The 26,850-nt window shown below is 71.1% G+C and carries 26 protein-coding genes and 1 pseudogene; 14 read left to right on the top strand and 13 right to left on the bottom strand.

Features of this window, described 5'->3' with window-relative positions; all coding sequences use genetic code 11:
* Positions 1–12 precede the first annotated feature (12 nt).
* Positions 13–1,485 (top strand): MDR family MFS transporter, encoded by a 1,473-nt coding sequence (locus AB0C36_RS28095; RefSeq protein ID WP_358359145.1) that lies wholly within the window; start codon positions 13–15, stop codon positions 1,483–1,485.
* A 67-nt stretch (positions 1,486–1,552) separates the two neighbouring features.
* Here AB0C36_RS28095 and AB0C36_RS28090 read toward each other — a convergent pair whose 3' ends face one another.
* Positions 1,553–1,957 carry a hypothetical protein gene (locus AB0C36_RS28090; RefSeq protein WP_358359143.1) on the bottom strand — a complete coding sequence of 135 codons (405 nt, stop codon included), beginning with the start codon at positions 1,955–1,957 and terminating at the stop codon, positions 1,553–1,555.
* Between the two features lie 273 nt (positions 1,958–2,230).
* Positions 2,231–2,965: an IclR family transcriptional regulator gene (locus AB0C36_RS28085; protein ID WP_435839130.1), complete on the bottom strand. Its 735-nt coding sequence runs from the start codon at positions 2,963–2,965 to the stop codon at positions 2,231–2,233.
* Positions 2,966–3,157: 192 nt separating this feature from the next.
* Between AB0C36_RS28085 and AB0C36_RS28080 the strand changes: the two genes are divergently transcribed.
* The 3 genes from AB0C36_RS28080 (at position 3,158) to AB0C36_RS28070 (ending at position 5,750) form a co-directional block, all read left to right on the top strand.
* Complete coding sequence (locus AB0C36_RS28080; RefSeq protein ID WP_358359138.1) at positions 3,158–4,150, top strand: acetaldehyde dehydrogenase (acetylating); 993 nt, start codon at positions 3,158–3,160, stop codon at positions 4,148–4,150.
* Positions 4,147–5,151: a 4-hydroxy-2-oxovalerate aldolase gene (gene dmpG / locus AB0C36_RS28075; protein ID WP_358359136.1), complete on the top strand. Its 1,005-nt coding sequence runs from the start codon at positions 4,147–4,149 to the stop codon at positions 5,149–5,151. Before AB0C36_RS28080 ends, dmpG begins: the two co-directional genes overlap by 4 nt.
* 248 nt (positions 5,152–5,399) lie before the next feature.
* Positions 5,400–5,750, top strand: a complete 351-nt coding sequence (locus AB0C36_RS28070; RefSeq protein ID WP_358359134.1) for a hypothetical protein — start codon at positions 5,400–5,402, stop codon at positions 5,748–5,750.
* A gap of 66 nt (positions 5,751–5,816) precedes the next feature.
* On the opposite strand, the gene AB0C36_RS28065 is transcribed toward AB0C36_RS28070, so the two are convergent.
* From AB0C36_RS28065 to AB0C36_RS28050, 4 genes are all read right to left on the bottom strand, one after another.
* Entirely contained in the window at positions 5,817–6,392 is a 576-nt protein-coding gene (locus AB0C36_RS28065) for a hemerythrin domain-containing protein (RefSeq protein ID WP_358359131.1), read from the bottom strand.
* Positions 6,393–6,639: 247 nt separating this feature from the next.
* On the bottom strand, positions 6,640–7,968 hold the full coding sequence (locus AB0C36_RS28060; RefSeq protein WP_358359128.1) for a serine/threonine-protein kinase: 1,329 nt from the start codon (positions 7,966–7,968) through the stop codon (positions 6,640–6,642).
* Positions 7,965–9,881 (bottom strand): caspase, EACC1-associated type, encoded by a 1,917-nt coding sequence (locus tag AB0C36_RS28055; RefSeq protein WP_358359126.1) that lies wholly within the window; start codon positions 9,879–9,881, stop codon positions 7,965–7,967. The genes AB0C36_RS28060 and AB0C36_RS28055 overlap by 4 nt, the downstream gene beginning before the upstream one ends.
* A gap of 2 nt (positions 9,882–9,883) precedes the next feature.
* Positions 9,884–10,333, bottom strand: coding sequence for an effector-associated constant component EACC1 (locus AB0C36_RS28050; protein WP_358359123.1), 450 nt, complete (start codon positions 10,331–10,333; stop codon positions 9,884–9,886).
* 777 nt (positions 10,334–11,110) lie between these two features.
* Between AB0C36_RS28050 and AB0C36_RS28045 the strand changes: the two genes are divergently transcribed.
* Entirely contained in the window at positions 11,111–11,476 is a 366-nt protein-coding gene (locus AB0C36_RS28045; RefSeq protein WP_358359121.1) for a hypothetical protein, read from the top strand.
* 452 nt (positions 11,477–11,928) lie between these two features.
* Here the strand turns inward: AB0C36_RS28045 and AB0C36_RS28040 are convergent, their stop codons facing one another.
* On the bottom strand, positions 11,929–12,624 hold the full coding sequence (locus tag AB0C36_RS28040; RefSeq protein WP_358359118.1) for an NAD(P)-dependent oxidoreductase: 696 nt from the start codon (positions 12,622–12,624) through the stop codon (positions 11,929–11,931).
* Positions 12,625–12,703: 79 nt separating this feature from the next.
* On the bottom strand, positions 12,704–13,711 hold the full coding sequence (locus AB0C36_RS28035) for an RNA polymerase sigma-70 factor (RefSeq protein ID WP_358359116.1): 1,008 nt from the start codon (positions 13,709–13,711) through the stop codon (positions 12,704–12,706).
* A 496-nt stretch (positions 13,712–14,207) separates the two neighbouring features.
* On the opposite strand from AB0C36_RS28035, the gene AB0C36_RS28030 reads away from it, so the two are divergent.
* The 3 genes from AB0C36_RS28030 (at position 14,208) to AB0C36_RS28020 (ending at position 17,956) form a co-directional block, all read left to right on the top strand.
* The gene (locus AB0C36_RS28030) at positions 14,208–15,617 is read left to right on the top strand and encodes a family 2B encapsulin nanocompartment shell protein (RefSeq protein ID WP_358359113.1); all 1,410 of its coding nucleotides are present in this window, start codon (positions 14,208–14,210) and stop codon (positions 15,615–15,617) included.
* 120 nt (positions 15,618–15,737) lie between these two features.
* Positions 15,738–17,009, top strand: a complete 1,272-nt coding sequence (locus tag AB0C36_RS28025) for a family 2 encapsulin nanocompartment cargo protein terpene cyclase (protein ID WP_435839129.1) — start codon at positions 15,738–15,740, stop codon at positions 17,007–17,009.
* A 77-nt stretch (positions 17,010–17,086) separates the two neighbouring features.
* The gene (locus AB0C36_RS28020) at positions 17,087–17,956 is read left to right on the top strand and encodes a geranyl diphosphate 2-C-methyltransferase (RefSeq protein WP_358359178.1); all 870 of its coding nucleotides are present in this window, start codon (positions 17,087–17,089) and stop codon (positions 17,954–17,956) included.
* An 85-nt stretch (positions 17,957–18,041) separates the two neighbouring features.
* Here the strand turns inward: AB0C36_RS28020 and AB0C36_RS28015 are convergent, their stop codons facing one another.
* Positions 18,042–18,548, bottom strand: a complete 507-nt coding sequence (locus tag AB0C36_RS28015) for a DMT family transporter (protein WP_358359176.1) — start codon at positions 18,546–18,548, stop codon at positions 18,042–18,044.
* 404 nt (positions 18,549–18,952) lie between these two features.
* On the opposite strand from AB0C36_RS28015, the gene AB0C36_RS28010 reads away from it, so the two are divergent.
* Genes AB0C36_RS28010 through xdhC form a run of 3 tightly spaced genes read left to right on the top strand, consistent with a single transcriptional unit; the run spans position 18,953 to position 23,644 of the window.
* Positions 18,953–20,416: a xanthine dehydrogenase small subunit gene (locus AB0C36_RS28010; RefSeq protein ID WP_358359110.1), complete on the top strand. Its 1,464-nt coding sequence runs from the start codon at positions 18,953–18,955 to the stop codon at positions 20,414–20,416.
* On the top strand, positions 20,413–22,833 hold the full coding sequence (xdhB, locus tag AB0C36_RS28005; RefSeq protein ID WP_358359107.1) for a xanthine dehydrogenase molybdopterin binding subunit: 2,421 nt from the start codon (positions 20,413–20,415) through the stop codon (positions 22,831–22,833). Before AB0C36_RS28010 ends, xdhB begins: the two co-directional genes overlap by 4 nt.
* The gene (gene xdhC / locus AB0C36_RS28000) at positions 22,826–23,644 is read left to right on the top strand and encodes a xanthine dehydrogenase accessory protein XdhC (protein WP_358359105.1); all 819 of its coding nucleotides are present in this window, start codon (positions 22,826–22,828) and stop codon (positions 23,642–23,644) included. Before xdhB ends, xdhC begins: the two co-directional genes overlap by 8 nt.
* Before the next feature lie 46 nt (positions 23,645–23,690).
* Here xdhC and AB0C36_RS27995 read toward each other — a convergent pair whose 3' ends face one another.
* The 3 genes from AB0C36_RS27995 to AB0C36_RS27985 all read right to left on the bottom strand — a co-directional run bounded on the left by AB0C36_RS27995 (position 23,691) and on the right by AB0C36_RS27985 (position 24,961).
* Positions 23,691–23,843 carry a hypothetical protein gene (locus AB0C36_RS27995; protein WP_358359104.1) on the bottom strand — a complete coding sequence of 51 codons (153 nt, stop codon included), beginning with the start codon at positions 23,841–23,843 and terminating at the stop codon, positions 23,691–23,693.
* Between the two features lie 48 nt (positions 23,844–23,891).
* Entirely contained in the window at positions 23,892–24,236 is a 345-nt protein-coding gene (locus AB0C36_RS27990; RefSeq protein WP_358359101.1) for a hypothetical protein, read from the bottom strand.
* A gap of 125 nt (positions 24,237–24,361) precedes the next feature.
* Positions 24,362–24,961 (bottom strand): TetR/AcrR family transcriptional regulator, encoded by a 600-nt coding sequence (locus tag AB0C36_RS27985; RefSeq protein ID WP_358359099.1) that lies wholly within the window; start codon positions 24,959–24,961, stop codon positions 24,362–24,364.
* 97 nt (positions 24,962–25,058) lie between these two features.
* Here AB0C36_RS27985 and AB0C36_RS27980 point away from each other — a divergent pair, with 97 nt between their 5' ends.
* From AB0C36_RS27980 to AB0C36_RS27970, 3 genes are all read left to right on the top strand, one after another.
* Positions 25,059–25,577 carry a carboxymuconolactone decarboxylase family protein gene (locus tag AB0C36_RS27980; protein WP_358359097.1) on the top strand — a complete coding sequence of 173 codons (519 nt, stop codon included), beginning with the start codon at positions 25,059–25,061 and terminating at the stop codon, positions 25,575–25,577.
* A complete protein-coding gene (locus AB0C36_RS27975) occupies positions 25,574–25,882 on the top strand; it encodes a hypothetical protein (RefSeq protein ID WP_358359094.1) in 309 nt (102 codons plus the stop codon). The genes AB0C36_RS27980 and AB0C36_RS27975 overlap by 4 nt, the downstream gene beginning before the upstream one ends.
* Positions 25,883–26,199: 317 nt before the next feature.
* On the top strand, positions 26,200–26,640 hold the full coding sequence (locus tag AB0C36_RS27970; protein ID WP_358359091.1) for a VOC family protein: 441 nt from the start codon (positions 26,200–26,202) through the stop codon (positions 26,638–26,640).
* 30 nt (positions 26,641–26,670) lie between these two features.
* Here the strand turns inward: AB0C36_RS27970 and AB0C36_RS27965 are convergent.
* Positions 26,671–26,850: pseudogene (locus AB0C36_RS27965) on the bottom strand (acyl-CoA synthetase); the annotation flags it as partial.

The following is a 26,850-nucleotide window of genomic DNA, read 5'->3' as shown; positions in this document are numbered from 1 at the left end:
GTGGAACACAGTGTGGGTCTGGCAGAGGCGACCGAAGGGGGCGCCCCGGCGGACGAGGCGATGCCCCGCCACGTCAAGATCGCGATCGGCCTGCCGATCATGGCCGCCTTCGTGATGATCCTCAACGAGACTGTCATGAGCGTCGCGCTGCCGAAGCTCATGGACGAGTTCTCCGTCAACGCCTCGTCCGCCCAGTGGCTGACGACCGGCTACCTCCTCACGATGGCCGTGGTCATCCCGACGAGCGGGCTGATCCTCCAGCGGTTCACCACACGGGCCGTCTTCCTGAGCGCGACGTCGCTGTTCGCCGCAGGCACCCTGCTCGCCGGCATCGCGCCCGCCTTCGGGGTGCTGCTCGTCGCGCGCGTCATCCAGGCATCCGGGACCGCCCTGATACTGCCGCTGCTGATGACGACGATCATGACGCTCGTGCCGGCCGCCCGGCGCGGCCGGACCATGGGCCTCGTGACGATCGTGATCGCCGTCGCCCCGGCCGTCGGCCCGACGTTCTCCGGACTCATCCTGAAGTCCCTCAGCTGGCGCTGGCTGTTCCTGTCCGTGCTGCCGATCGCGGTGCTGGCGCTCGTCGTCGGCGCCGTCATGGTCCGCAACGCCGGAGAGCCGAAGCCCGTACGGTTCGACCCGCTTTCCGTCCTCCTGTCGGCGGTCGCCTTCGGCGGGCTGATCTACGGCCTGAGCGCGATCGGCGAGTCGGCCGCCGGCCACACGCCGGTCCCGCCCGCCGTACCGCTCGTCGTCGGCGCGGTCGCGCTCGCCCTGTTCGTCCTCCGGCAGATGCGCCTCCAGCGGGACGACGCCGCCCTGCTGGACCTGCGGACGTTCCGGACCCGCTCGTTCGTCGTCGGCATCATCGTGCTGCTGTTCGCGATGGCGGCGCTGTTCGGTGCGCTCATCCTGCTGCCGCTCTACCTCCAGAACGTGCGCGACCTGAGCACCCTCAAGACCGGCCTGACCCTGCTGCCCGGCGGCCTGGCCATGGGCCTGTGCGGCCCGGTGGTCGGCCGCCTCGCCGACCGCTTCGGCCCCCGGCCCCTCGTCATCCCCGGCACCATGATCATGGCCGCCGGCCTCGGGATGATGGGCGCCATCGACCTCCACACGCACATCGCCTACGTCATCACGACCCACGTCCTCACCTGCATCGGTATCGGCTTCGCCATGACCCCGCTGATGACCTCGGCGCTGGGGTCGCTGGACGCCCACCTGTACTCGCACGGCAGCGCCATCCTCAACACGCTCCAGCAGTTCTCCGGCGCCGCGGGCACCGCGCTCTTCGTCACGGTCATGACCAAGAGCGCCAACAGCAGTGCCGATTCGGGGGCCACCTCGGTCGAGGCCCAGGCCACGGGCATTCAGGACGCCTTCCTGTGGGGCGCGGGCCTCGGCATCCTGGCGGTGGCCGTCTCCTTCCTCGTCCGCGGGACGAACGGCTCGTCCAAGATGGAAGCCGCTCCCGTCCACTGACGCGCGCCGTCGTCGTCCGGGTTCCCGCGGCGGCGCCGCGGGAACCCGGACGGGCAAAGCCGGTCCGTCAGGCGTAGTCGGTGATCCATCCGCTGCAGGACCCGCGGGTGTTGCCCTTGTAGACGCAGGCCCGGAACTGCACCATCCACCGTTCCGGGACGTTCAGGTCCACGTCGAGGGTGTAGCCGACCCCGACCGTGTTGCGTGCGCGGTACAGCGGGTCGGAGTTCCCGATGTAGTACTCGGCGACGACGGCCATGCCGTCCTGCTTGAAGTCGCGTACGTAGAGGTGCTCGCCGTAGGACTTGAACCGGACTTCGCCGGCCGGGGTGCCGTTGGTGAAGACGGTCGCGCGGACCAGGGGTTCGCAGGTGGTGCATTCGGCGCTCGCCGGGGAGGCGAGGACCGTCGCGCCGCCCGCCAGCACCGCCGTGGTGCTGAGGACGCTCAGGATTTTGCTGCGCAGCTTCATGGAAGCCCACCTCGTGTGGGATGGCCGCCGGAGGCGGCGTGCTACAGGGAGGATGGACCGTGAGGCAAAGGGCCTCATGATCCCGACCGCGCGATCGTGACGGGAACGATAGGACCAACCCGGCTGCCCGCGATACGGCCCCGATGCACCGTTTTCCGCCCGGCATTGGGTGTTGGCGCACCACCTCCCGGCGGCGGGTCGGCGAGGCGTCCGCTGCCCGGGTTGCGCAGGCGGCGAGCTGCGCGCTGCCTGTCGGCGAGGGTCTGCGCGCGCTCAGGACAGCGCGTCGCGCCGGGCCAGGACCGTGCCCAGGGCGGTCGCCGCGGCGCGTACCGCCGCGACGTGCGCCTCGGGGCGGAAGCGCGGTGACGGCCCGGCCACGCTGATCGCCGCCACGGGCTCGTCGTCCGGGCCGAGGACGGGCGCGGCCACACACGCCAGGCCGACGGCGGACTCCTCGTGCTCGAAGGCCACGCCCGCCTCCAACACCGCGTCCAACTGGCGGCGGAGCTTCCCCGGCGCGACCACGGTGTGCGGCGTGCGGCGCGGCAGCGGGCCGGCGAGCACCTCGCGGCGCAGACCGTCGCCGGCGTACGCGAGCAACGCCTTGCCGATGGCCGTGCAGTGCATCGGCATGCGGCCGCCGAGCCGGGACGGGCTGCGTGCCTGCCGGTGCCCGCCGATCTTGGCGATGTACACGACCTCGGTTCCCTCGCGAACGCCGAGGTGCACGATCTCGTGGGTGCGTTCGTACAGGTCCTGGAGGAACGGCATCGCCAGTTCGAGCAGGCCGCGTTCCACCGAAGCGCGCATGCCGAGCTCGAACAGCGTGCCGCTGAGCCGGTATCCGTCCGGCAGCCGGTCCAGCAGCCGCAGGGCCACCAACTCCGCGGCGAGCCGGTGCACGGTGGCCTTGTGCAGGCCGGTACGCCGGACCAACTCGGCGAGCGGGACCGCACGGTCGTCGGCGGCGAAGGCCTCCAGGATCGCGGCCGCCTTGCTCAGCACGCTGTTGCGATCGGGGTCCCGGTTGGGGGTGGGGTCGCGGGCAGGGGCGGGGCCGGCGGGCGCGCGGTCGGGGGTGGCGGACACCGGCCCAGCGTATTGCTCAGCGAGACGAATTGCTTGCGGCCCCCTTCGGCTGATGCCGACGATATGGGCCATGACCAGCACTTTCACCGATGCCGACGAGGGGGACTCGTGAGCAGGACCAAAGTCGCGGTCATCGGGTCAGGCAACATCGGCACCGACCTGATGATCAAGGTGATGCGTACCGGCGAGCACCTGGAGATGGGTGCGATGGTGGGCATCGACCCGGACTCGGACGGCCTGGCCCGCGCGCGTCGGCTCGGCGTACCGACCACCCACGAGGGGGTCGACGGGCTCATCGCGCTGCCCGGCTTCGACGACATCGACATCGTCTTCGATGCCACCTCGGCGAAGGCGCACGAGCACAACGCGGCCCGGCTCCGGCCGTTCGGCAAGCTGCTCGTCGACCTCACGCCCGCCGCCCTCGGGCCTTACGTCGTCCCCGCGGTCAACCTGGAGCAGCACCTCGACGCGACCAACGTGAACATGGTGACCTGCGGCGGCCAGGCGACCATCCCGGTCGTCGCGGCGATCGGCGGCGTCGCCCCGGTCGAGTACGCCGAGATCGTGGCGTCCATCGCCTCGAAGTCCGCCGGGCCCGGCACCCGCGCGAACATCGACGAGTTCACCGAGACGACCTCGGCCGCGATCGTCGAGGTCGGCGGCGCGCGGCGCGGCAAGGCGATCATCGTCCTCAACCCGGCCGAGCCGCCGCTGATCATGCGCGACACCGTCTTCGCCCTGGTACGCGCACCCGAACCGAACGCGGCCGAGGACATCCGCCGCGCGGTCGCGTCGATGGTGGCGTCCGTCGCCGAGTACGTGCCCGGCTACCGGCTCAAGCAGGAGGTCCAGGTCACCGCGGTGCCCGACGACCAGCCGCTGGAGACCCTGGTGGCGCCGGGCGCCGACCGGCCGACCCACCAGGTCTCGGTGTTCCTGGAAGTGGAGGGCGCCGCGCATTACCTGCCCGCGTACGCCGGAAACCTCGACATCATGACCTCGGCCGCACTCCGGGTCGGCGACCGGATCGCGGCCCGCCGCGCCGCCGCACGCGCCGCCCTCCGCGCCACCGACCGGCACCCCCAGGAGGCCACCCCGTGAGCACCCCGATCTTCGTCCAAGACGTCACCCTGCGCGACGGCATGCACGCGGTCCGGCACCGGATCTCCACCGAGGACGTCAAGCGGATCGTCGCGGCGCTCGACCGGGCCGGCGTGGACGCCGTCGAAGTGGCGCACGGCGACGGACTCGCCGGGAGCTCACTCAACTACGGCCCCGGCTCGCACAGCGACTGGGCCTGGATCGAGGCGGCCGCCTCCGTGCTGGAGCGGGCCCGGCTGACCACCCTGCTGCTGCCGGGCGTCGGCACCATCCGCGAGCTGCGGCAGGCGTACGACCTCGGGGTGCGCTCGGTCCGCGTGGCCACCCACTGCACCGAGGGCGACATCTCGGCCCAGCACATCGCGGCCGCCCGCGAACTCGGCATGGACGTCTCCGGGTTCCTGATGCTCTCGCACATGGCACCGCCGGCCGAACTGGCGGAGCAGGCACGGCTGATGGAGTCGTACGGCGCGCACTGCGTCTACGTCACCGACTCCGGTGGCCGGCTCACCATGAACGACGTGGCCGCGCGGGTCCGCGCGTACCGCGACGTGCTGCGGCCCGAGACCGAGATCGGCATCCACGCGCACGAGAACCTCTCGCTGTCGGTGGCGAATTCGGTGGTGGCGGTGGAGAACGGCTGCTTCCGCGTGGACGCGTCGCTCGCGGGCCATGGCGCGGGGGCGGGCAACTGCCCTCTGGAGGCGTTCGTCGCGGTCGCGGACCTGTCCGAATTCGAGCACCGCTGCGACTTGTTCGCGTTGCAGGACGCCGCCGACGACCTGGTCCGCCCCCTCCAGGACCGGCCGGTCCGCGTCGACCGCGAGACCCTCACCCTCGGCTACGCCGGCGTCTACTCCTCCTTCCTCCGCCACGCCGAAGCCGCCTCGGAACGCTACGGCGTCGACGTACGCGACCTGCTCATGGAATGCGGCCGCCGCCGCCTCGTCGGCGGCCAGGAGGACATGATCGTCGACATCGCCCTGACCCTGACCCGCTGACCGACTCGAATACCTCGAACTCACGTGACCGTGCGTGGCCTTGTTGGGGGGTGCGTACGCTCGGGCTTATGGCTCGGTTCGGCCTTGCACAGGTGACTCGGTCTCTGGCCTCCTGCCCGGTCGACGGGTTTGTCGACGGTGACGGGTGGCGTGACATCGCGCTGTCCTTGATACGCCTTGGCTGCGACTGGCCGGCTCTCGGGGAACTTGCGGCGGGGGCGTCGTCGTCGCAGGAGGTTGTCGACGGCTTGGTTGCCCGGCTTGCCGTCGAAGTCGGCCAGGGCATGGGGGACTTAGCCGTGCCGCCCTTCTGGGACACCGTCTGCGGGCTGGTCGCCCGCTCCTGGCGTCTGGAGGCATGCCTCGCAATCTCCGCGGTGTACCGCCTGGATGGACTGTGGTGGATGGCCCGCGACTTCGACAGGTCCGCCGCCCGGGGCCTGGAGCTCATTTGGCAGGGCATGACGCTGAAGGAGCTTTCGGACCACGTCGACGTCAGCCGCGACGCGGCCGAACTGCTGACCGAGGCGGACCGGCTCGTCCCCGACGATGTGCGGGACGCTCCGTTCTGCGAAATCGTCCTCGAAACGCTCCGGTGACGGGCAGCGACGGGCGGACAGCAGTGCCGGCGGAGGGCGCCCCGGTCTGGTGGTCGGCCGCGCGGGTCAGGTGCGGATGTGGCCGTGGAAGAGCGCGCGGAGGCGGTCGACGAATTCGATCGCGGCCATGGACAGCGGCTCGTACTCGGGCGGGGTGTCCGCGGTGCGGAGGTGGGGGTGCGCTTCGGTGTAGGCCATCGCCCGGCGTACGTCGGCGCCCAGCGTGTCCAGCTCCTCCTTGGAGAGGTTGCGCCGCAGCTCGACGAACAGGCCTTCCTCGTCTTCGTGTTCGTGCCGACTGACCTGCTCGTGGAGGGTGGCGACCAAGGGGTCGAACGCGGGGTCGTCCGCGTCGCGGCCTTCGAGGTCCTTGAGCGTACGTTCGATGGCCCCGAGGTCGTGCACCTCATGGGCGACGAGCGCCTTGCCGCCGGAGAGGTGCCGGCGTACGGCGGGGTGGAGAGCTTCCTCCTCCGCCGCCGCGAGGCGCGTCAGTTCCACCGTGAGCGTGTCCACGAGCCGCTTGCGCTCAGGGTCGCCCGCGGGGGCCGCGTCCAGAGAGTCGAAGAGGTGGTCGACCTCGCGGTGGTCGGCCGTCAGTTCCCGGGTCACGTCCCGGTCGACGTCGTTTGGTCCTGCCATGACCCTGCACCAGCTTCCTCGGCCGCGGATCCGGAAAGGATCTCCACGACCCCTACCCGGCCTGTCGACGCGGGGGTGCGAGGCGCGGGCTTTCTGTGGAAGGCAATGAAGTCGATCGCAAACGGCGATACGCGGGGCCGGCGGGACACGGCTGCTCACTCTGTGGTTGTGGTCGGTGTTTGTGCAGGTCAGGTCAGAAGCGGTTGTGTCGGCAAGGAGAACGGCGATTGCCCGCCGAGCACCTTGGTCACCGGAACCGGCGCCACCACGGCGCGCGGCGGATCCGGGGGAGCGGGGGCGGGTCGGCGTCCAGCGGGCTGGTGGTGGTTCTCAGGGGATGGTCGTCGTCGGGGGGTCCACCCCAGTCGGCCGCGAGGCCCGGCGGGGGTGTGAGCGGCGGAGGCACGCTGTCCTGGCCCGCCGCCGCGGGCAGCCGTGCGTCGTCCGGGGCCGAGGCCGTAGGGGAGTGCAGAACGAAGGTGTGGGTGGTGTCGCCCCCCTGCGGCCCGGAGGCGGCGGCGTGCGAGGGCACGCCCAGCGAGGTCACGCCCAGCGGCGGAAGACCAGGCGGGGGCAGGTACGTCGGACTCGGCGTGCTGGGATCGCCCGCCGGCGGCGCGGCGGCCGGTACCTCGCCGCCGCGCCACTTGTCGACGGCTCGGGCCTGCGCCAGCGCGCGGCGTTGGACGGTGTCGGGCAGCCAGGCACCGCGAGCCAGGAGGTCCGCAGCGCGTTGCCTCTCTTCCTGCGTGAGGTCCTCCAGCAGCTGGGCGATGGTGGGGCGGTACTCGGGCGACTTCTCCAGGCAGCGCCGCACCAGGTCGGCCACCCGGCCGGAAAGGCCGGCGAGGTCGGGGGGCGTGTGGACGACGCCGTACAGCGTCGCCGCGGGGCCGCCCGAGCGGGCGAAGGGGCTGTGCCCGGTGGCCGCGTACACCAGCACGCAGCCCAAGGCGAAGATGTCGGCCGGCGGGCCCATCGGCGAACCGAGCGCCTGCTCGGGGGCCATGTACGCGGGGGTGCCCACGATGACCCCGGTGTGCGTGAGGTTGCTCGCCTCGTCGGACGTCGAGATGCCGAAGTCGATCACCCGGGGGCCGTGCGTGGCGAGCAGCACGTTGGACGGCTTGAGGTCGCGGTGGACCACGCCGGCGGAGTGGAAGGTCTCCAGCGCCCCGAGCAGCGCGAGCCACAGGGACAGCAGGGAATCCGGCGGCAGCGGTCCGAACGAGGCGACGGCCTCGCGCAGGGACGGGCCCGGCACGTACTCGGTGGCAATCCAGAGCCGCTGCCCGTCGTCGACGTCGGCGTCCATGATGCGGGCGGTGAACGGGCCGATGACGCTGGACGCCACCTGCAGTTCGCGCCGGAAGCGGGCGCGGAACGGCTGCTCGTCGGCGAGGTCGTCGCGGATCACCTTGATCGCCACGAGGTGGCCGTACAGCGAACGGCCCAGGTACACGCGTCCCATGCCGCCGGCGCCGAGCTTGCCGAGCAGTTCGTAGCGGCCGATCCGGCGGGGGTCTGCGGGGGCGAGCGGCGAGAGGGCTGCGGAGGCCGTGTCACCTGGAGTCATCGGATCTCCCGGCGTCCGTAGAGGAGTTGGCCCTTGAGGCGGCGGTCCGCCTTGCGCCGCCAGCGGACGAGGAGCTCACGGTTGTGCCTGGTCTCCGGGTCGTCGGCGCCGAGCGCGCTGCGCAGTTCGGGCAGCACGGCGTTGAACAGGCGTACGGCCTCACCGACATCGCCCTGGACGCCCATCCAGTGGGCCAGCCGGGCCTGGCTGACCAGGGTGGCCCGGTCCTGCGGGCCCAGCACCCAGGCGAGATCCTTCACCAGCAGCGCGAACAGGCGTGCGGCCTCCGCCGGGTGACCGTTCTCCCCCTGCCAGTGTGCGAACTGCGCGCGTGCGACCAGTGTTTCGCGGTCGTCCGGACCCAACACCCGGGCCAGGTCCGGCACCACGCCCTCGAACAGGCGCAGCGCGCGGCGGCGTCGCCCCGCCGCGCCGGACCACTGGGCCAGGCGGGAGCGACCGATCAGGCTATAGCGGTCGTCCGGACCCAGCGTCCAGGACAGGTCCGGGACGAGCCCGGCCAGCAGCCGTACCGCCTGTCGGCCGCCGCCGGCGCGGCCGATCCACTGGGCCTGGTCGATGCGGCCGACGAAGGTCTCGCGGTCCTCGTCGCCCAGGACCCGGGACAGGTCGGGGACGAGCGCGGTGGCGAGCCGGGCTGCCGACTCCGCGTCGCCGGCCTCACCGGTCCACCGGGTCAGGCGGGAGCGTCCCACGAGGGTTTCCCGGTCGTTGGAGCCGAGGACGCGCACGAGGTCGGAAACCGCCCACGTGGACAGCCGCATGGCCTCGCCGGCACGGCCCGACTCGCCCGTCCAGTGTGCGACCTGGCTGCGGCCGACCAGGGTGGCGCGGTGCTCGGGGCCCAGCACCCGCATCATGTCGACGACGGTGTCCATGGACAGGCGCAGTGCTTCCTCGACGTCGCCCACGTTGCCGGTCCAGTGGGCGAGGCTGATCCGCCCGCTCAGCGTCGACGGGTCGTCCGGGCCGAGGACGCGGGTCATGTCCGCGACGACCTCGCCGAGCAGCCGCACGGCCTCGTCGCTCTGCCCGGCTTCGCCCGTACGCAGGCCGAGGTCGGTACGGATCAGCAGGTCCTCACGTGATCCGGTGACCACGTCCGCGGTGCCGGGACCGGTGGCGCGACCGCGGCCCCGGCGGCGCCGGGTGGGCCGGGCCAGGACCAGGAACTCGGCGGTGTCGGTGCCGCAGTGCCGCGGCATCGGAAACCCCTGGGTCGGCAGCACCCGCTTGAGGTGCCGGTAGAGGGCGCCCAAGGTCACCTCCGCCCCCGGCGCCCCGGGTATGCCGTCGCGCAGCGCGAGCAGCATCTCGCCGGTGAAGGCGGTGTGCCGGTGGCCCTCCTCGAACCGGGCGACCTCGGTCGCGGACGCCGAAGTCAGCGTGTACGTACCGGAGATCTCCATCTGCTCGTCCAGCGGCTCGTGCGCGCCGGACAGCGCGCCGCTGATGGCGCGGCCGGAGAAGCAGCAGTCCAGGATCAGCACGCGGTTCCGGGCCCGGCTGGCCAGGAACGCCTCGCGGACGCCTTGCAGCGGGAGCGCGGTGAACGACGGGGCCTCGGCGTCCGAACCGGACAGGGCGAGGTACAGCTCACGCCGCTCCTGGCCGATCAGCCCGTGCCCGCTGTAGTAGACGAGGAAAACGTCCTCGGCTTGGCGCGCGGCCTCCAGCAGGGGCATGCCGAGGTCGCGCGGAGTGGCCGGGTCCACCACCATGTACACGTGCTCCGCGGCGAAGGCGCCGGGCCTGCCCTCGGTGAGCAGACGGCGCAGGTCGCGGACGTTGGTACGGGCGGCGGGAATGCCGGGCAGCCGGGAGTCCTGCGGGTACTCGGCCACCCCCACGAGCACGGCGCGCGAGCGGACCGGATCGGGCGGGCGCAGCACGGCTACGGCCCGGTGTCGGGTGCCCCACCGGTGGAGGGGCCGTCGGGAAGGGCCGCGGCCCCGTCGTCCGTGGCGCCGTCATCCGCGGCGCCGTCCGCGGCGTCGGAATGCAGTGCCGTGCGCAGCAGTTGCTCGACCTCGGCGACGTTCCTGGCGTGCTGCACGGTGAGTTCCGTACGGCTGCCGTCCGGGGCGACCACTTTGACGCGTACGGTCCTGCGCCTAGGCTGCCGCAGGTACACCGCGAGCGACCGGGCAAGAGCGGTCACCGCGCCGCCGGTTCCGACCGCCACGAGCAGCGTGTCGGACCACGCGCCCATGTCGCCGGGCCGCGGCGCGTACACCGGGACGCGTACGCGCCCGTGCAGCAGATCCTCGTCGCCGAGCCAGTCCCGGAGGTCCGCGACGGACTCCGGTCCCTCCGAACCCTCCACCATGAGCCGCGATTCCATGGCAGCACCTTTCGCCGAGCGCCTGGTACCTCCGGGCCCGTGAACGGAGCCCCCCGTGTGCGTGGCGTGCCCATTCAGTGTGCCATTTCCGGCGCTCGCCGGTGCGATTCCCGAACTCCCCCACACACCCTGCCGGGTAGCCACCCGGCACGATCGTGCTCACCGCTCCGTGAGCCCCGCCGACTTCGAACCTCTGGTCGGCGTGCGCGGACCCGGACAGGACGAGCGCGGCAACTCCCGCAAAAGACACAGTCGCGAACCACCCCCTGGACGATCTTCATCCCCACGCAACGACCCCACATCGCCCCGGATACACCCCGGTCCGGTTCCTCAACAGCACGCATCCGACCTGAGCCGTAAGCACCAGCGAATCAACGCGAGCGGAGTGCCTGCGAAGATCACCGCCGGAAGCTGTACGAGGAGAAGATGTGGGTACTTGGGGCACCGGTCCGTTCGACAACGACAGGGCCGGGGACTTTCCCGAGTACTGGCCGTCGAAGCGCTTGAACGCGTTGCCGCCGACGAAACCCGCCTTGCCGCGACGTGGCTTACGGCAGCCGACGCACGAGCATGGCACACCGGTATCCGAGACCTCCGCAACGTGCTGCTCCCACCGATGGATGTCCCACTCTTCGACCTACCGGCGTGAGGCTCTGCTACGGCTCCGGAGAATCGAAGCGGCCATTCCTCCCGCACAGCACCTGAGTTCATGCCTGAGCGGCGACCGGTAGGCGATCAGGCCGAAATCCGCTCGCGGGGCGACCGCAGGTGGCCTCTATGCTGACCCGTCGTCATCTGATCGTCAGTCAATCATCGGGCGTCTTGAGGGGATCCGTTGTGTCCGAAGCTGGTGTGGGGAGTTTCGTCGCCGACATCGTTGCCAATGTGGCGTTCTTCCTCCTGCCCGACGCAATTGCCGACGAGGCGCAGATTGTGTTCCTCGTCTTGCTCGTCGTCGCCTTCGTAGCGCTGCGGGTGCGCCGCGCACGCGGGCGCCGGTCCGGGCGGACGGCGGACGGCGCGGCGCAGGGTGCGTTCGGGCACAACCCCTTCGCGGGGTCGGCACCGCCCACCGCGTCCGAGCAGGTCGGCAGCAACCCGTTCGGCGCGCAGTCACCGCGTACGCCCGTATCCGACGACTGAGCACCGCGCCTGCTGACCGACCACCACGGCGTGGGCCCCTGGTCGGCAGCGTGCTCGGGGTCGCGCCGGCGGCTCCCGCCCGCCGAGGAGATCGCGGGAGTCAGAAGCCAGGCGAATCCCTACGGCCGCGGCCTGCCCGACCCGAACCGGCCTGCGATGTGGGAATGGCCGCCGTGGTGAAGGTGTTGTGCAGCATGGTCGGTGAGTTCGGTGCCCCCGGGCCTCACCTATTGCCGCCGAGGAATACCGTCAGGCTGGAGCCTCGGTGAGCCTTCCGCCGAGAGGCGGCCCGCTCACCGTCCACCTTCTTTGTCGGGCCCTGCATGCCAGCTGGTGTGCGGGGCCCGACGCGGTAGCCACCCGTCGTAGTTGTGGTCGCGGCTGACGGTGCGGTCACGCTCGGTGAGAGTGCAGGCCGTGCCAGGGGGACGGGGCGGTTCGGCCAGGACCACTCATCGCTTCGCGAGCGCTTCCCGTCGTACCCACTGCAGCAGTGTGGGGTTGTCCGCGGTGGTGACGACGCTGACGGTGCTGCGGACATGGCGGTCGTCGGCCAGCATCGCCAGCATGCTCGCGGCCAGGTCCGCGCGAGCGGTGAACCTCGCGTCGGCGTGGCCTTCGACCACTGTGTAGTCGGTGGCTGCGGGCAGATGGTAGAGACCGCTCGGGCGGACGATCGTCCAGTCGAGGTCGCTCTCCCGGACGAGCGCCTCCATGCGGCGCATGTCGTCGTACAGCGTCTTGCCCAACACTCGGGTGACGTACGGCAGCAACATGCGATTGAACAGGAACCCGCCATCGCTGTACGGGCGCGGGTCGACGCCGCTGGAGCTGACCACGGCGAGCCGGCGTACGCGGTGCCGCCTCATCGCGGCGACGATGTTCGCGGCTCCGCGCGAGTACGTGTGGATCGGCTGCTTCGCCGGGGGCACTCCGAGGGTCGACAGCACCGCGTCACGCTCCGCCACGGCGCCGTCGACGGCCGCCGGATCCGTGACGTCGGCGCGGACGACGTCGAGCCGGTCGTGCCGGAGGGGGAAGGAGTCCGGGTGGCGGGTGACCGCGGTGACGTGATGTCCGGCGGCGAGTGCTTGTCCGGTGAGGAGACGGCCGGTGGGACCGTTGGCCCCGAAGACTGCGATGCGCATGGTTCGTCCTTGGTCGTTACGTGCTCGGGTAGCGGTTGCCAGGCGACGCGAACGGCCGCCGGGCGGTCGGCAATTGCGGTCAGTGCGCGTCGTGCCGGTGTGCCTGTTGCGTGTCGCGCAGGACCGCGAAGGCGTCGGCCACGGGACCCACGTGGTCGAGCTTGTCGGGGTTGCTGACCGTGCGGATCGCCTGGATGTGGCCGTCGAGGATGTCGAGCCCCCAGGTGTTGACGACTCCGCCGGCGCGGTCTCGGAAGATCGCGCCCGGCTGGCCGTTGACCTGGTGCGGCTGCACGACCCCGCCGATCCGCAGGAACGGTGGGACGAGAGTGGCAATCACCTGTGTCACGCGTTCGGCGCCGAAGAAGCCCGTGGCCCACTGCGGAGCCTTGCCGCCGCTGTCGGCGACCAACTGCACGTCGGCGGCCAGCGATTCCCGCAACGCGTCGACATCGCCGCGGGCGAGGGCGTCGAAGAACCGGCCCGCGAGTTCGTCGCGTTCGCGGCGGTCGGCCTCGAAACGCGGCCTGCCGGCGTCCATGTGCCGGCGCGCCCGGACCGCGAGCTGGCGGCACGCCGCCTCGGAGCGGCCCACCGCGGCGGCGATCTCCGGGAAGCCGAACCCGAACACCTCCCGCAGCACGAAGACCGCCCGTTCGAGCGGGCTCAGCCGCTCCAGCAGCAACAGGGCCGCCATCGACACCGAGTCGGCCAACTCGGCCGAGCGCTCCGGGTCCTGGTACGGATCGGTCAGCAGCGGCTCGGGGAACCACGGCCCGACGTACTCCTCGCGCCGCACTCGCGCCGAGCGCAGCACGTTGATCGAGATGCGCGTGACCACGGCGGACAGGAACGCCTTGGCCGAGTCCGGGCGGGTCGGGGACTCCGCGCAGCGCAGCCAGGTCTCCTGGACCGCGTCCTCCGCCTCGGCCACGCTGCCGAGGATCCGGTAAGCGATCGAGAACAGCAGCGGCCGCAGTTCCTCGAACTCCCCGGCCAGCGCCTCCTCGGGTTTCTCCGGCCTCCCCGGTCGGGGTACGCCGGTTCGTCCCGGAATCCCGGTGCCGCCCGCCGCGAAAGCCCTCATCGCCGTCACCTTCCCTCTGCCGTGCCACCGGCGCGAACACACGCCTTGTCACCCAGGACAAGACAGCCCGCCGAGTTGTGACATGGTCGGCGTCCGGCGTCCGGCGTCCGGCGTCCGGCGTCCGGCGTCTGGCGCCCGGCGCTCTGGTCGCGAAGCAGTTGCCCTCCGCGGGGAAGTCGTACGACGTCGTACGGCGCTTCACGGACGGCAAGGGCGACTACAACCTGACCGTGAGGGTGGCCAGGATCAGCCGTGGTGCCCGCGCTTGGCATGGCCGGTCGATTCGGCAATTCCGCGTGCGCAAACCAGAGCCACACCATCGGGGTATTTGGCGGAATCACCCGGGACGAGCGGGGCCGCAGGCCGTTAACGTCTCTCATGGCTTGAGAGAACTACGCGGTTGGCATATCGCCCGGAAATTCAGTCCCTCTTTGTTTCATCCGGTGACGCGCGTGGATACGCGGTTCACCGCTCTTGCGAAGGAGAGTCTGACCCGATGACCGTTGACACCGGTACCGAGGCGCAAGAGGCGCCGCAGCAGTCCAGCTTGGCCACGGCGGCCGCCCGCAACCTTGCCTCCACCACCAAGTCCGCCCCGCAGATGCAGGGGATCACGTCCCGTTGGCTGTTGCGCGTGCTTCCCTGGGTGGAGGCCAAGGGCGGCACCTACCGGGTGAACCGCCGACTGACGTACACCGTCGGCGACGGAAAGATCGAGTTCGTGCAGGATGGTGCCCGGGTCCGGGTGATTCCGCGCGAACTGGGCGAACTCGCGCTGCTGCGCGGCTTCGAGGACCCACCGGTGCTGGACGCGATCGCCGCCCGGTGCGTGCAGCGCGACTTCCGGGCCGGTGAGGTGCTGGTCGGGCACGGGGACGCGGCCGAGGCGATCCACCTGATCGCGCACGGTCGCGTCAGGAAGACCTCGGTGGGCAAGTACGGCGACGAGGCCGTCGTGGCCGTGCTCGCCGACGGCGACCGGTTCGGTGAGAACACCCTGCTGGACGCCGAAGCGCGCTGGGACTACACGGCCACCGCCGAAACCGCCGGTAGCCTGCTCACGCTTTCCCGCGCGGACTTCGACGCGGTGACCGCGACGGCACCGCATTTGCGGGAGCACCTGCGGCAGTTCGCGTCCTTGTCGCGGCAGAGCCAGAACAAGCACGGCGAGGCCGAGATCGCGCTGTCGGCCGGCCACACGGGGGAGCCCGCGCTGCCCGGCACGTTCGTGGACTACGAGCTGAACCCGCGCGAGTACGAACTCTCCGTCGCCCAGACCGTTCTGCGGATTCACACCCGGGTCGCGGACCTCTACAACGGGCCGCACGACCAGACCGAGGAACAGCTCAGGCTGACCATCGAGGCGCTGCGCGAGCGCCAGGAGTACGAGCTGGTCAACAACCGGGAGTTCGGTCTGCTCCACAACGCCGCCTTCAAGCAGCGCATCCAGTCCCACGACGGCCGGCCCACGCCGGACGACATGGACGACCTGCTCTGCCGCCGGCGCGGCACCAGGTTCTTCTTCGCCCATCCCCGGGCCATCGCGGCGTTCGGGCGCGAGCTCAACGCACGGGGGCTGTACCCGGACCACGTGGACTTCGGCGGGCAGTCGGTCCCGGCCTGGCGCGGAGTCCCGGTCCTGCCCTGCAGCAAGATCCCGATCACCGAGGACAACACCACCTCGATCCTCGCCATGCGTACCGGTGAGGACAAGCAGGGGGTCATCGGCCTGCACCAGACGGGCCTGCCGGAGGAGCACGAGCCCGGCCTGTCGGTGCGGTTCATGGGCATCAACGCGCAGGCGATCATGTCCTACCTGGTCACGACCTACTACTCCGCGGCGATCCTGGTGCCCGACGCGCTCGGCGTGTTGGAGAACGTCCAGATCGGCCGCAGGACCGACTAGCGGGCGGCGGGCCCCTTGCCGCACCGGCCGACGGCGGCCGCATCGGCCCGGAGCGTCGTCGGCCGGTCGAGCACGCCCGGGGCCCGGGAACGACCCACCCACTTCTCCAAGGAGCCACCGATGCCCGACCCCGGTCCCTGCTGCCCGCCGCCGAGTCTGGCCGAGGTCCTGGGCCGCCTCTCGGCCCCGGGCGCCGGCCCCCGGCCTGCCCCACCGCCACCGCCCACGTCCACGTCCTCGCCCCCCGCGTCGGTGCCCACCACCGCGCCGCCGGACGCGTCCGCCTTCGTGGCACGGCTCCGCCAGGGCCCAAGCGGCCTGGGCACCACGGGGCTTCGCTTCACCCCCCGTACGCCGCCTCCGGCGCCCGCGCCCGCGCCCGACCCGCCGGAGACCTCGGGGCGCCCGGCGCCGGGCAGCCCCATCCCCGGGCTCTACCACCACCCCGTGCCGGAACCTGACCCGGTACGCGTGGCGGAAGTCGGCCGCCGGATCAAGCGGTGGGCGGTGGACGAGGTCCAGGCGTACCCCCCGGAGTGGGAGGACCAGTTCGACGGCTTCTCGGTCGGCCGCTACATGGTCGCCTGCCACCCGGACGCCCCCACCGTCGACCACCTGATGATCGCCACGCGGCTGATGGTCGCCGAGAACGTGGTCGACGACTGCTACTGCGAGGACCACGGCGGCTCGCCTGTCGGTCTGGGCGGAAGGCTCCTGCTGGCACACACCGCCCTCGACCCGGTGCACACGACCAAGGAGTACCAGCCGGCTTGGGGGGAGTCGCTGCTGTCGGACGCCCCGCGGCGCTCCTACCGCTCCGCCATGGAGTACTTCGTCCGGGCCGCGACCCCGTCCCAGGCGGACCGGTTCCGGCACGACATGGCCCGGCTGCACATGGGCTACCTCGCCGAGGCCGCCTGGGCCGAGACGGAGTACGTCCCCGAGGTGTTCGAGTACCTGGCGATGCGTCAGTTCAACAACTTCCGGCCCTGTCCGACCATCACCGACACGGTCGGCGGTTACGAACTCCCGGCGGACCTGCACGCCCTGCCCGCCATGCAGCGGGTGATCGCGCTCGCCGGCAACGCCACCACCGTGGCCAACGACCTGTACTCGTACACCAAGGAACTCGAAAGCCCCGGCCTGCACCTGAACCTGCCGGTGGTGATCGCCGAGAAGGAGAACCTCTCCCCGAAGGAGGGGTACCTCAAGGCGGTCGAGGTCCACAACGACCTCATGCACGAGTTCGAGGCGGCCGCCGCCGAACTGGCCGCCTCGTGCCCCGACCCCCGCGTGCTGCGCTTCCTGCGCGGCGTCGCGGTGTGGGTGGACGGCAACCACTACTGGCACCAGACCAACACGTACCGCTACAGCCTGCCCGACTTCTGGTAAGGACGGACTCATCTGTGAGCAACGCTGACCTCACCGCGGCCGACTCCGCCACCACCGGCACCTCCGGCACGCCGGCCATGCCGGGCTGCACCGGCTCCTCTGCGGTCGTCCCACGTCCGGCGACGCCGTACCAGGGCGACATCGCCCGGTACTGGAACAACGAGGCCAGGCCGGTGAACCTGCGCCTCGGCGACGTCGACGGCCTCTACCACCACCACTACGGCATCGGCGATGTCGACCATGCCGCGCTGGGCGACACCGGCGACGTCGCCTACGAGGACAGGGTGATCGCCGAGCTCCACCGCCTGGAGTCGGCGCAGACCGACGTCCTCCTGGACCACCTCGGCGCCATCGGCCGCGACGACACCCTCGTCGACGCCGGCTGCGGTCGCGGCGGCTCCATGGTCATGGCGCACCAGCGCTTCGGCTGCAAGGTCGAAGGCGTCACGCTGTCGGCCAAGCAGGCCGACTTCGCCAACCAGCGTGCCCGCGACCTCGGCATCGGGAGCTACGTCCGCGCCCGCGTCTGCAACATGCTCAACACACCGTTCGAGACCGGGCAGGCCGCGGCCTCCTGGAACAACGAGTCGAGCATGTACGTCGACCTGCACGACCTCATGGCCGAGCACTCCCGCGTCCTGGCCGTGGGCGGCCGGTACGTCACCATCACCGGCTGCTGGAACCCGCGCTACGGCCAGCCCTCGAAGTGGGTCTCGCAGATCAACGCCCACTTCGAATGCAACATCCACTCCCGGCGGGAGTACCTGCGCGCCATGATCGACAACCGTCTCGTCCCGCAGGCGGTCGTCGACCTGACTCCGCAGACCCTCCCGTACTGGAAGCTCAGGGCCACCACATCCCTGGTCACCGGCATCGAGGACGCCTTCGTCAACTCGTACGAGGACGGATCGTTCCAGTACGTCCTGATCGCTGCCGACCGCATCTGACGCACACCCGCGTCATCCCGGAGGGCCGACCCCGTCACACCAGACGGTGTCGGCCCTCCGACAGCGCACCGGGAACCGGGATCTCTCAGACGAGTTGGATGGTGAGCGAGCCCGCGACGAGCAGGGCGAGCCCCGCCAACCGCGGCGCGGTCAGCTTCCGCCGGGGCAACCGGAACAGGCCGCGGTGGTCGATCAGCGCGGAGGTCACCTGCTGGCCGGCGACGGTCAGGGCGATGGTGACCGCGGCGCCGATCTCCGGGATGAGCAGGAAGGTCCCGGTGACGTACGCGGCTGCGCAGGCCCCGCCGAGCCAGCCCCACCAGGGCATCTTGGTGAGCGTGACGACCCAGGGCCGGGGGGTGCGGTGCGTGGCGTAGAGCACCAAGAGGACCACGGCGATGGCGAACGTGGCAACGGCGAAGCTGACCACCGCGACGGCGATCGGCGCGTCGAGTTCCGCCTTGAGTTCGGCGTTGATCGCGCCTTGGACGGGCAGCACCGCACCGGCGACGATGCCGAGGGCGAGCCAGCCGAGTCGGGCGACGCCGGATACCTTCGGTGCCGCGGAACCGGGGACTGTGCGATCGGCCAGACGGCGGTGGCGGCACGGCCTCGGCTCCTGTCGGTTCGCCAGAGACCGGCGGCAATCCCTTGACCCCGATGGCGCGAGCCCACTAATTTCCGGGGAACGTCAACCCACGACCACCCGGAAGGAGGCGACCCGCGGATGAACACCAGCTCCGACCTCGGTCGCCTCGCCCGCAGCACGGTCTGGGTCTCCGGTCGCATCGCACACGGCTGCTGAGAACGCCGATCTGACGTGCCCGTCCACGGGCAGGTCCCGGGTTTGCCCGCCGTCCCCTCCTGGCACGTCCCTGTCGCGTCGTGCCGCATCTGCGCCCGACTCCGGTCCTGCGGCGCGTCGGATCACAGAAGGCTGCCTGAATTGGCGAACATGATGAATCGATCGACTACGTGCCGAATTGAGGACCCGTCATGGTAGCGGCGCGCATTACCGTCAACGGGAAAGAAACGGCGATCTCACCGGCCGCGCCCCACACCACGACGTTGGATTTCCTGCGCGACCGTGGTCTCACCGGCACCAAGGAAGGCTGCGCCGAGGGTGAATGCGGCGCCTGTTCGGTCCTCGTGGCGCGTCCCGGCGTGCACAAGCCCACCGACTGGGTGGCGGTCAACGCCTGCCTGGTGCCGGTCGCGGCGCTGGACGGCCAGGAGATCACCACTTCCGAAGGCCTCGCCACCGCCGGCGAGCCCGGCACGCCGTCCACGCTGCACCCGGTGCAACAGGAGATGGCGGTCCGCGGCGGTTCCCAATGCGGTTACTGCACACCGGGATTCGTCTGCAGCATGGCCGCCGAGTACTACCGTCCCGGCCGCTGCGCGCACGCGGAGCCGTCCGACGGCGCCGACGCCGAGCACGGTCCGAACGGCTTCGACCTGCACGCGCTGAGCGGGAACCTGTGTCGCTGCACGGGATACCGTCCGATCCGCGACGCCGCGTTCGCGGTCGGAACCCCCGCCGACGACGACCCGCTCGCCCGGCGTCGCGAGGAGGCACCGCCCGCACCGGTCGCCACCGAGTACACCCAGGACGGCCGTACGTTCGTGCGGAAGGAAACGCTGGCCGAAACGCTGCGGGTGCTGAGCGAACGACCCGATGCGGTACCGGTCGCCGGGTCCACCGACTGGGGCGTGGAGGTGAACATCCGCTCCCGCCGGGCGGATTGCGTGGTCGCCCTCGACCGGCTGCCCGAACTGCGGGAACTGCGCGTCGAGTCGGACCACATCGAGATCGGCGCGGCGCTGACGCTCACCGAGATCGAACGCCGGCTGGACGGCGGGGTCCCGCTGCTGGCGGAGCTGTTCCCACAGTTCGCGTCCCGGCTGATCCGCAACGGCGCGACCCTCGGCGGCAACCTGGGTACCGGCTCGCCCATCGGGGACAGCCCGCCGGTGCTGCTCGCGCTGGAGGCCTCGGTGGTACTCGCGCACGCCGACGGCGAGCGCGAAGTCCCGCTGACGGAGTACTTCACCGGCTACCGGCAGAGCGTACGCCGTCCCGGTGAGCTGATCCGCGCGGTGCGCATCCCGCTGCCGCTGTCGCGCGTCACGGCATTCCACAAGATCGCCAAGCGGCGCTTCGACGACATCTCCAGCGTGGCGGTCGCGTTCGCGCTCGACATCGAGGACGGCGTCGTCCGCAAGGCGCGCATCGGCCTGGGCGGCGTGGCCGCCACCCCGATCCGTGCCCGCTCCGCGGAGGCGGCCCTCGAGGGCCGGGCATGGTCGGCGGAGACCTGCGCGGCCGCGGCCGCGCTGCTGCGGGCCGAGGGCACGCCGATGAGCGACCACCGCGCCAGTGCCGGCTACCGCGCCGCGATGCTCGGCCAGAGCATGCTGAAGTTGTACGCGCAGACCAGTGAGGCGGTGTCGGCATGAGCCATCTGTCCGAGCGTCCCGAGAAGCCGGTCGTCGGCGTCCCGATGCCGCACGAGAGTGCCGTCCTGCACGTCACCGGCAACGCGCTGTACACCGACGACCTGGTCCACCGCACCAAGGACGTGCTGCACGCCTATCCGGTGCAGGTCATGAAGCCCCGCGGCAGGATCACCGGGCTGCGTACCGGGCCCGCGCTCGCCGTGCCCGGCGTGGTCCGCGTGTTGACCGGTGCCGACGTGCCCGGGGTCAACGACGCCGGGATGAAGCACGACGAGCCGCTGTTCCCCGACGAGGTCATGTTCCACGGCCACGCGGTCGCCTGGGTGCTCGGTGAGACCTTGGAGGCGGCCCGGCTCGGTGCGGAGGCCGTCGAGGTGGAACTCGACGAACTGCCCTCCCTGATCACGCTTCGCGAGGCGATCGCGGCCGAGAGCTTCCACGGCGCCCGGCCCGTGATGACGACCGGCGACGTCGACGCCGGCTTCGCCGACTCCGCACACGTGTTCACCGGCGAGTTCCAGTTCTCCGACCAGGAGCACTTCTACCTCGAGACGCACGCCGCGCTGGCGTACATCGACGAGGCGGAGCAGGTGTTCGTCCAGAGCAGCACCCAACACCCCTCGGAGACCCAGGAGATCGTCGCGCACGTCCTCGGTCTGCACAGCCACGAGGTGACCGTGCAGTGCCTGCGGATGGGCGGCGGCTTCGGGGGCAAGGAGATGCAGCCGCACGGCTTCGCGGCCGTTGCCGCGCTCGGCGCCAAGCTGACCGGCCGACCGGTCCGGGTACGGCTCAACCGGACCCAGGACCTGACCATGTCCGGCAAGCGGCACGGCTTCCATGCCCAGTGGCGGATCGGCTTCGACGCCGACGGCCGCATCCAGGCATTGGACACCACCCTGACCGCGGACGGCGGCTGGAGCCTGGACCTGTCCGAGCCGGTGACGGCCCGGGCGCTGTGCCACATCGACAACACGTACTGGATTCCCAACGCGCGCGTCGCCGGGCGCATCGCCAAGACCAACAAGGTCTCCAACACCGCCTTCCGCGGCTTCGGCGGCCCGCAGGGCATGCTGGTGATCGAGGACATTTTGGGCCGGTGCGCGCCGCTGCTCGGCCTGGATCCGGCGGAGCTGCGCGAACGCAACTTCTACCGCCCGGGCCTGGGGCAGTCGACGCCGTACGGGCAACTGGTCACCCAGCCGGAGCGGATCTCCGCGGTCTGGCAGCAGGTACGGGACGTCGGCTCCGTCGCCGACCGCGAGCGCGAGATCGCCGCCTTCAACGCCGCGCACCCGAACACCAAGCGGGCGCTCGCGATGACCGGCATCAAGTTCGGGATCTCCTTCAACCTTACCGCGTTCAACCAGGCCGGCGCGCTGGTGCTGATCTACAAGGACGGCTCCGTCCTGATCAACCACGGCGGCACCGAGATGGGCCAGGGCCTGCACACCAAGATGCTGCAGGTGGCCGCGACGACGCTCGGCATCCCGCTGCACAAGGTGCGGTTGGCTCCGACGCGGACCGACAAGGTACCCAACACCTCGGCCACCGCCGCCAGTTCCGGCGCGGACCTGAACGGCGCGGCGGTGAAGAACGCGTGCGAGCAACTGCGCGCGCGGCTGGCCCAGGTGGCGGCGAGTCAGCTGGGTTCGAGCGCCTCGGACGTCCGCATCGTCGAGGGCGTCGCCCGTACTCTGGGCAGCGACAAGGAACTTGCCTGGGACGACCTGGTACGCACCGCGTACTTCCAGCGCGTGCAGCTGTCGGCGGCCGGCTTCTACCGCACCGAGGGCCTGCACTGGGACGCGAAGACGTTCCGGGGCTCGCCGTTCAAGTACTTCAGCTACGGCGCCGCCGCGGCCGAAGTGGAGGTGGACGGCTTCACCGGCGCGTACCGCATCCGGCGCGTGGACATCGTGCACGACGTCGGCGACAGCCTGTCCCCGCTGATCGACATCGGGCAGGTCGAAGGCGGATTCGTGCAGGGCGCTGGCTGGCTGACCCTCGAGGACATGCGCTGGGACGCCGGCGAGGGGCCGCACCGCGGCCGGCTGCTGACCCAGGCCGCGAGCACGTACAAGCTGCCGAGCTTCTCCGAGATGCCCGAGGAGTTCAACGTCACGCTGATGGCGAACGCCACCGAAGAAGGCGCGGTGTACGGGTCCAAGGCGGTGGGTGAGCCCCCGCTGATGCTGGCGTTCTGTGTACGCGAGGCCCTGCGCCAGGCCGCCGCCGCGTTCGGCCCGAGCGGGGTCGGTGTCGACCTCGCAGCGCCCGCGACACCGGAAGCGGTGTACTGGGCGATCGAGGCGGCTCGCCGGGGCGGCATCGCCGCCAACGGCTCGGCCGCCGTCGACGGGCCCGCCGCCAACGGCCAAGTCCCCACCCACGCAAGAGCGTTGAGCGGTGTCTGACAGCACGTGGATCGCCGCGGTCGCGGGGTTGCGGGAACGCCGGGAGGCCGGCGTTCTGGTGACCGTCGCGGCCGTGCGCGGCCATGCCCCGCGCGACGCCGGCGCGAAACTCGTGGTGGGGCGGACGCGGACGTGGGGCTCGATCGGCGGGGGCAACGTCGAGGCCGTTGCGATCGACCGCGCCCGGGAGATGCTCGCCGCGTCCGAGTCGAAGCCGGAGCTGATGGACTTCGCCCTGAACGACAAGGTGACCAACCGGCACGGCGTGCAGTGCTGCGGCGGCACGGTCGCCGTGCTGCTCGAACCACTGCCCGTGACACGGGCGGTGGCGATCTTCGGCGTCGGGCACGTCGGGCTGGAACTGGCGCGCATCCTGGCGCGCCAGGACCTCGACCTCCATCTGATCGACAGCCGTGCCGACATGCTCACCGAGGAACGGCTCGACGTGTTGGCTGATGCGGTGGCCCAAGTCGAGGTGCACCACACGCCGCTGCTGCCCGAGGAGGTGCTCGCGGGCCTGCCGCACGGCACCCACATTCTGATCATGACGCACGACCATGCCGAGGATGCCGCTCTGTGCGACGCGGCCCTGCGTACGAGCCACCTCGGTTCCATCGGGCTGATCGGGTCGTCGGCCAAGTGGGCGCGCTTCCGGCAACGCCTCGCCATGGAGGGCGGCCACGACGAGGGCGCCATCGGCCGGATCAAGACCCCGATCGGGCTGGCCGACATCACCGGCAAGGAACCCGCCACCATCGCCGTCAGCGTCGCCGCGGACCTGCTCCGCACCTTCGAAGCCCCGGGGAACTGAAGGCACTTCGGGACCGGTCCGGGATCACTCCAGTAACCGTCGGGGATCAGTTCAGGAGCAGCACGATCAAGACCGTCCCTTCGGGGACGGCGATGTCGATGCCGTCGAGCACGGCCGTGTCGCCGTAGGACTCGCGCGGATCTTGCACGGCGATGGCCGGGCCGGCGGTGATCGGGGCGGTGGTGTCCAACGTGTGCATCGTGCGCTCCCGTGCGCGCGGTTTCTGGCACCCGCCCCGCTTGCTGTCCTACCGCGCTACGAGAAGTGCCGCCAGTGTCATGACCGTTGCCAAGAGAGCCGCGAAGGCGATCGCGAAGATGCGGTACGTCCGCCGCTGGTGTGCGGCGAGCACCTCGCTGACCGCTTCGGCGGCGGTCAGGACGTGGCGGACCGTCTCGGCGTTCACGCGGTCGGCGAGTGCGGCCCGGTCCTCCTCGGTCAGAAAAGTCGGCGTCTGCTCGGCAACCTTCCGGGCGGACGTACGGACGTCGAGGCCCAGAGCGCGCATCGTGTCCGCAAGCGGCCGCAACTCCTGGCGGACACTCTTGCGTACGGCCGCCTCGGCCTGCGTCTCGTGCGGATCGTCCGTCATCGCCACTCCCGATCGTGTCGTGCCCACGGTAGTCGGCGCTCCGCCCGCGGGGAGCGTCGCGGTGGAGCGGGGGGCGGTCCCGGCGATGGGGCGACGGATGCGGTGCTCGGGCGAGCGGATGCCGTTCAGGGTTCGGTCGGGGAGCTTGGCCTGGCGTCACTCGGCTGGGCGGGCTCGCGCCGCGCCGCGGCGAGCAGCGCCTCGGCGACGTCGCGCGCCTGGTGGGCGGCGTCGGAGGTGCGTTCGCGCAGTGCGGTGACGATCGCGCCGTCCATCAGCAGGAGGAAGCGCCCGGCCAGTGCGTCGGGTTCGGCGACGTTGTCGGCGGTCAGCAACTCGCGCACGTACGCGCGGACTGCCGCCTTGTGCCGGGCGGCGACGGCGTGCGCCGCGCTCTGCGGGTCCGCGGACTCGACCATCGTGTTGATGAACGCGCAGCCGCGGAAGTCGGCCGTGGCGAAGCGTTCCGCCAGCGCGTCGAACACCGCGAGCGGCCCGCCGCCGTGCGCGGCGACCCGTTCCACGAGCCACGAGCGCCACCGCACGTCGCGGGCTTCGAGGACCGCGACCACGAGGTCGTCCTTGGCGGGGAAGTGGCGGTAGAAGGACGCGCGTCCGACCCCCGACTCGCTGAGGATGCGTTCGACGCCGACCGCCCGGATCCCATCGGCGTAGAAGAGGTCCTCGGCGGTGCGGAGCAGTCGTTCGCGAGCTTGAACCGGCATGCGCGTAAGAGTAGTCGGTCTTGACCACAAACGGAACCGATCGGTACCGTCTTCGGCGTCAGGAACGGAACCGATCAGTACCGTTTGGAGCGCATCCATGCCACGCATCCAGGTCGTCGCCGACGACCCCGAGGGCCTCCTTGAGGCGACCCGGCGCCAACTGGGCCGCGTCCCGAACCTCTACGGGGCGCTCGCCAACGGCCCACAAGCCCTGGCCGGCTACCTCGCCATGCGCGAGGCGCTCACCAAGGGCGTGCTGCGCGCCCGCGTACGCGAGCAACTCGCCCTGCTCGTCGCGCAGGAGAACTCCTGCACCTACTGCGTCAGCGCACATACCCTGCGCGGCGCGAAGATGGGGCTCAGCGAGGAGGAATTGGCCAAGACGCGCGACGCGGCCGACGAGGACCCGCACGTCGACGCCGTCCTCCGCATCGCCCGCGAGATCGTGCGCACTCGCGGCCGTGTCGGTGACGACGTGATCGCGGCGGCCCGCGAAGCCGGCGTGAGCGACGCCGAACTGGCCGAGGTGGTCGCGCACATCGCGCTCAACACACTCAGCAACTACTTCAACCACCTGGCCGAGCCGGAGCTCGACTTCCCGGAGGTGCCCGCGTGACGCCCGAGGGCTGGCGTACGGCCCGCGTCGAACTGGTGCCCGGCTACTCGGTCCTCGGGCCGGACGGCGCCTCGACCGCCGATGTCGAGGCGGCGTTTGCCATCGCCGGCGGCTTCCTCCACCTCCGGGTCCCCGGCACCGGCACGGTCCAGGTCGTGTCGGCCCCGGCGGTACGCCGCGTCACATACGCGGACGACAGCAACGCCGGCCGCGCCGGCCAAGACGGCCGAGAGGGCCGAGAGGGCCGAGACAGTCAAGACGGCCACGTCGGAGAGGTCGGAAGGGCCGGAAGGGCCGGAAGCTGAGTTTGGGTGTCGGGGCCCGCACACATGGCGGTGTGCGGGCCCCGACGCGTCCACCCACGGCCCCGGTGATCGGGCAGCACCATCGGGGTCTCCATCGCTTGGCGCGGCCTGCTGCCGTACGCCCACCTCGCCGACGACACGCCGAGGTGGACGTACGAGGTGCGGCGGGGCTGCGACATGCCGAAGCTTGTTGCTGGAGCCCGGCCGGCGAAGTTTTCCGAGTTCGGTGGTCCGAGGATGTCGAGAACGTGTCACCGGCTCCGTCCCAGGGGCATCAGCGGCCACCACCGGCCACACGAGGAGAAGGAGAAACCGGCATGGCGATTCAGCGGATGGACAACGTCGGCATCGTGGTCGAGGACTTGGAGGTCGCCATCGCGTTCTTCGTGGAACTCGGCATGGAACTGGAGGGCAGGGCGGAGATCTCGGGCCTCGTCGCCGACCAGTGCACCGGACTCGACGGCGTCCACTGTGACATCGCGATGCTCCGGACCCCGGACGGTCACAGCCGACTCGAACTGGCGAAGTACCGCCGCCCTGCGGCGATCAGCGACGGGCCGCGCAACCGCCCGCACAACATTCTCGGCACGCACCGCGTCATGTTCGCGGTCGACGACCTTGAGGGCACCGTCGCCCGCCTGCGCCCGCACGGCGCGGAACTCGTCGGCGAGATCGCCCGGTTCGAGGACACCTATCTGCTCTGCTACCTGCGTGGCCCGGAGGGAGTCATCGTCGGCCTTGCCGAGCAACTGAACTGAGGTGCCTCGTTGCCTCGTCGTCGCGCCCGGTTACAGGTCCAGCGCGTTCTCGCGGCCGTGTGCCGTGTAGGCGTTCAGGAGGGTGGTCCGGTCTTCGGTGGTGAATGGGCGGTATGCCGTGCCGCGTTCGGGGGTCCACCACACGGGTTCGTCGGTGCGGAAGCCGGCGCGCCGGAGTTCGACTTTGTTGACCTTGTTGGTCGCGGTGAC

Source organism: Streptodolium elevatio, from assembly GCF_040649515.1.
Taxonomy (GTDB): Bacteria; Actinomycetota; Actinomycetes; order Streptomycetales; family Streptomycetaceae; genus Yinghuangia; species Yinghuangia elevatio.
Note: the sequence above shows the minus strand (reverse complement) of the source record. Positions and strands in the feature narration are given on the sequence as shown.

Excerpts from the sequence above, each read along its gene's own strand:
- AB0C36_RS28090 (WP_358359143.1), bottom strand. The coding sequence starts at position 1,957 with ATGAAGCTGCGCAGCAAAATCCTGAGCGTCCTCAGCACCACGGCGGTG.
- AB0C36_RS28065 (WP_358359131.1), bottom strand. The coding sequence starts at position 6,392 with ATGGCAGGACCAAACGACGTCGACCGGGACGTGACCCGGGAACTGACG.
- AB0C36_RS28060 (WP_358359128.1), bottom strand. The coding sequence starts at position 7,968 with ATGACTCCAGGTGACACGGCCTCCGCAGCCCTCTCGCCGCTCGCCCCC.
- AB0C36_RS28050 (WP_358359123.1), bottom strand. The coding sequence starts at position 10,333 with ATGGAATCGCGGCTCATGGTGGAGGGTTCGGAGGGACCGGAGTCCGTC.
- AB0C36_RS28045 (WP_358359121.1), top strand. The coding sequence starts at position 11,111 with ATGCTGACCCGTCGTCATCTGATCGTCAGTCAATCATCGGGCGTCTTG.
- AB0C36_RS28040 (WP_358359118.1), bottom strand. The coding sequence starts at position 12,624 with ATGCGCATCGCAGTCTTCGGGGCCAACGGTCCCACCGGCCGTCTCCTC.
- AB0C36_RS28035 (WP_358359116.1), bottom strand. The coding sequence starts at position 13,711 with ATGAGGGCTTTCGCGGCGGGCGGCACCGGGATTCCGGGACGAACCGGC.
- AB0C36_RS28030 (WP_358359113.1), top strand. The coding sequence starts at position 14,208 with ATGACCGTTGACACCGGTACCGAGGCGCAAGAGGCGCCGCAGCAGTCC.
- AB0C36_RS28025 (WP_435839129.1), top strand. The coding sequence starts at position 15,738 with ATGCCCGACCCCGGTCCCTGCTGCCCGCCGCCGAGTCTGGCCGAGGTC.
- AB0C36_RS28020 (WP_358359178.1), top strand. The coding sequence starts at position 17,087 with ATGCCGGGCTGCACCGGCTCCTCTGCGGTCGTCCCACGTCCGGCGACG.
- AB0C36_RS28010 (WP_358359110.1), top strand. The coding sequence starts at position 18,953 with ATGGTAGCGGCGCGCATTACCGTCAACGGGAAAGAAACGGCGATCTCA.
- xdhB (WP_358359107.1), top strand. The coding sequence starts at position 20,413 with ATGAGCCATCTGTCCGAGCGTCCCGAGAAGCCGGTCGTCGGCGTCCCG.
- AB0C36_RS27995 (WP_358359104.1), bottom strand. The coding sequence starts at position 23,843 with ATGCACACGTTGGACACCACCGCCCCGATCACCGCCGGCCCGGCCATC.
- AB0C36_RS27990 (WP_358359101.1), bottom strand. The coding sequence starts at position 24,236 with ATGACGGACGATCCGCACGAGACGCAGGCCGAGGCGGCCGTACGCAAG.
- AB0C36_RS27985 (WP_358359099.1), bottom strand. The coding sequence starts at position 24,961 with ATGCCGGTTCAAGCTCGCGAACGACTGCTCCGCACCGCCGAGGACCTC.
- AB0C36_RS27980 (WP_358359097.1), top strand. The coding sequence starts at position 25,059 with ATGCCACGCATCCAGGTCGTCGCCGACGACCCCGAGGGCCTCCTTGAG.
- AB0C36_RS27970 (WP_358359091.1), top strand. The coding sequence starts at position 26,200 with ATGGCGATTCAGCGGATGGACAACGTCGGCATCGTGGTCGAGGACTTG.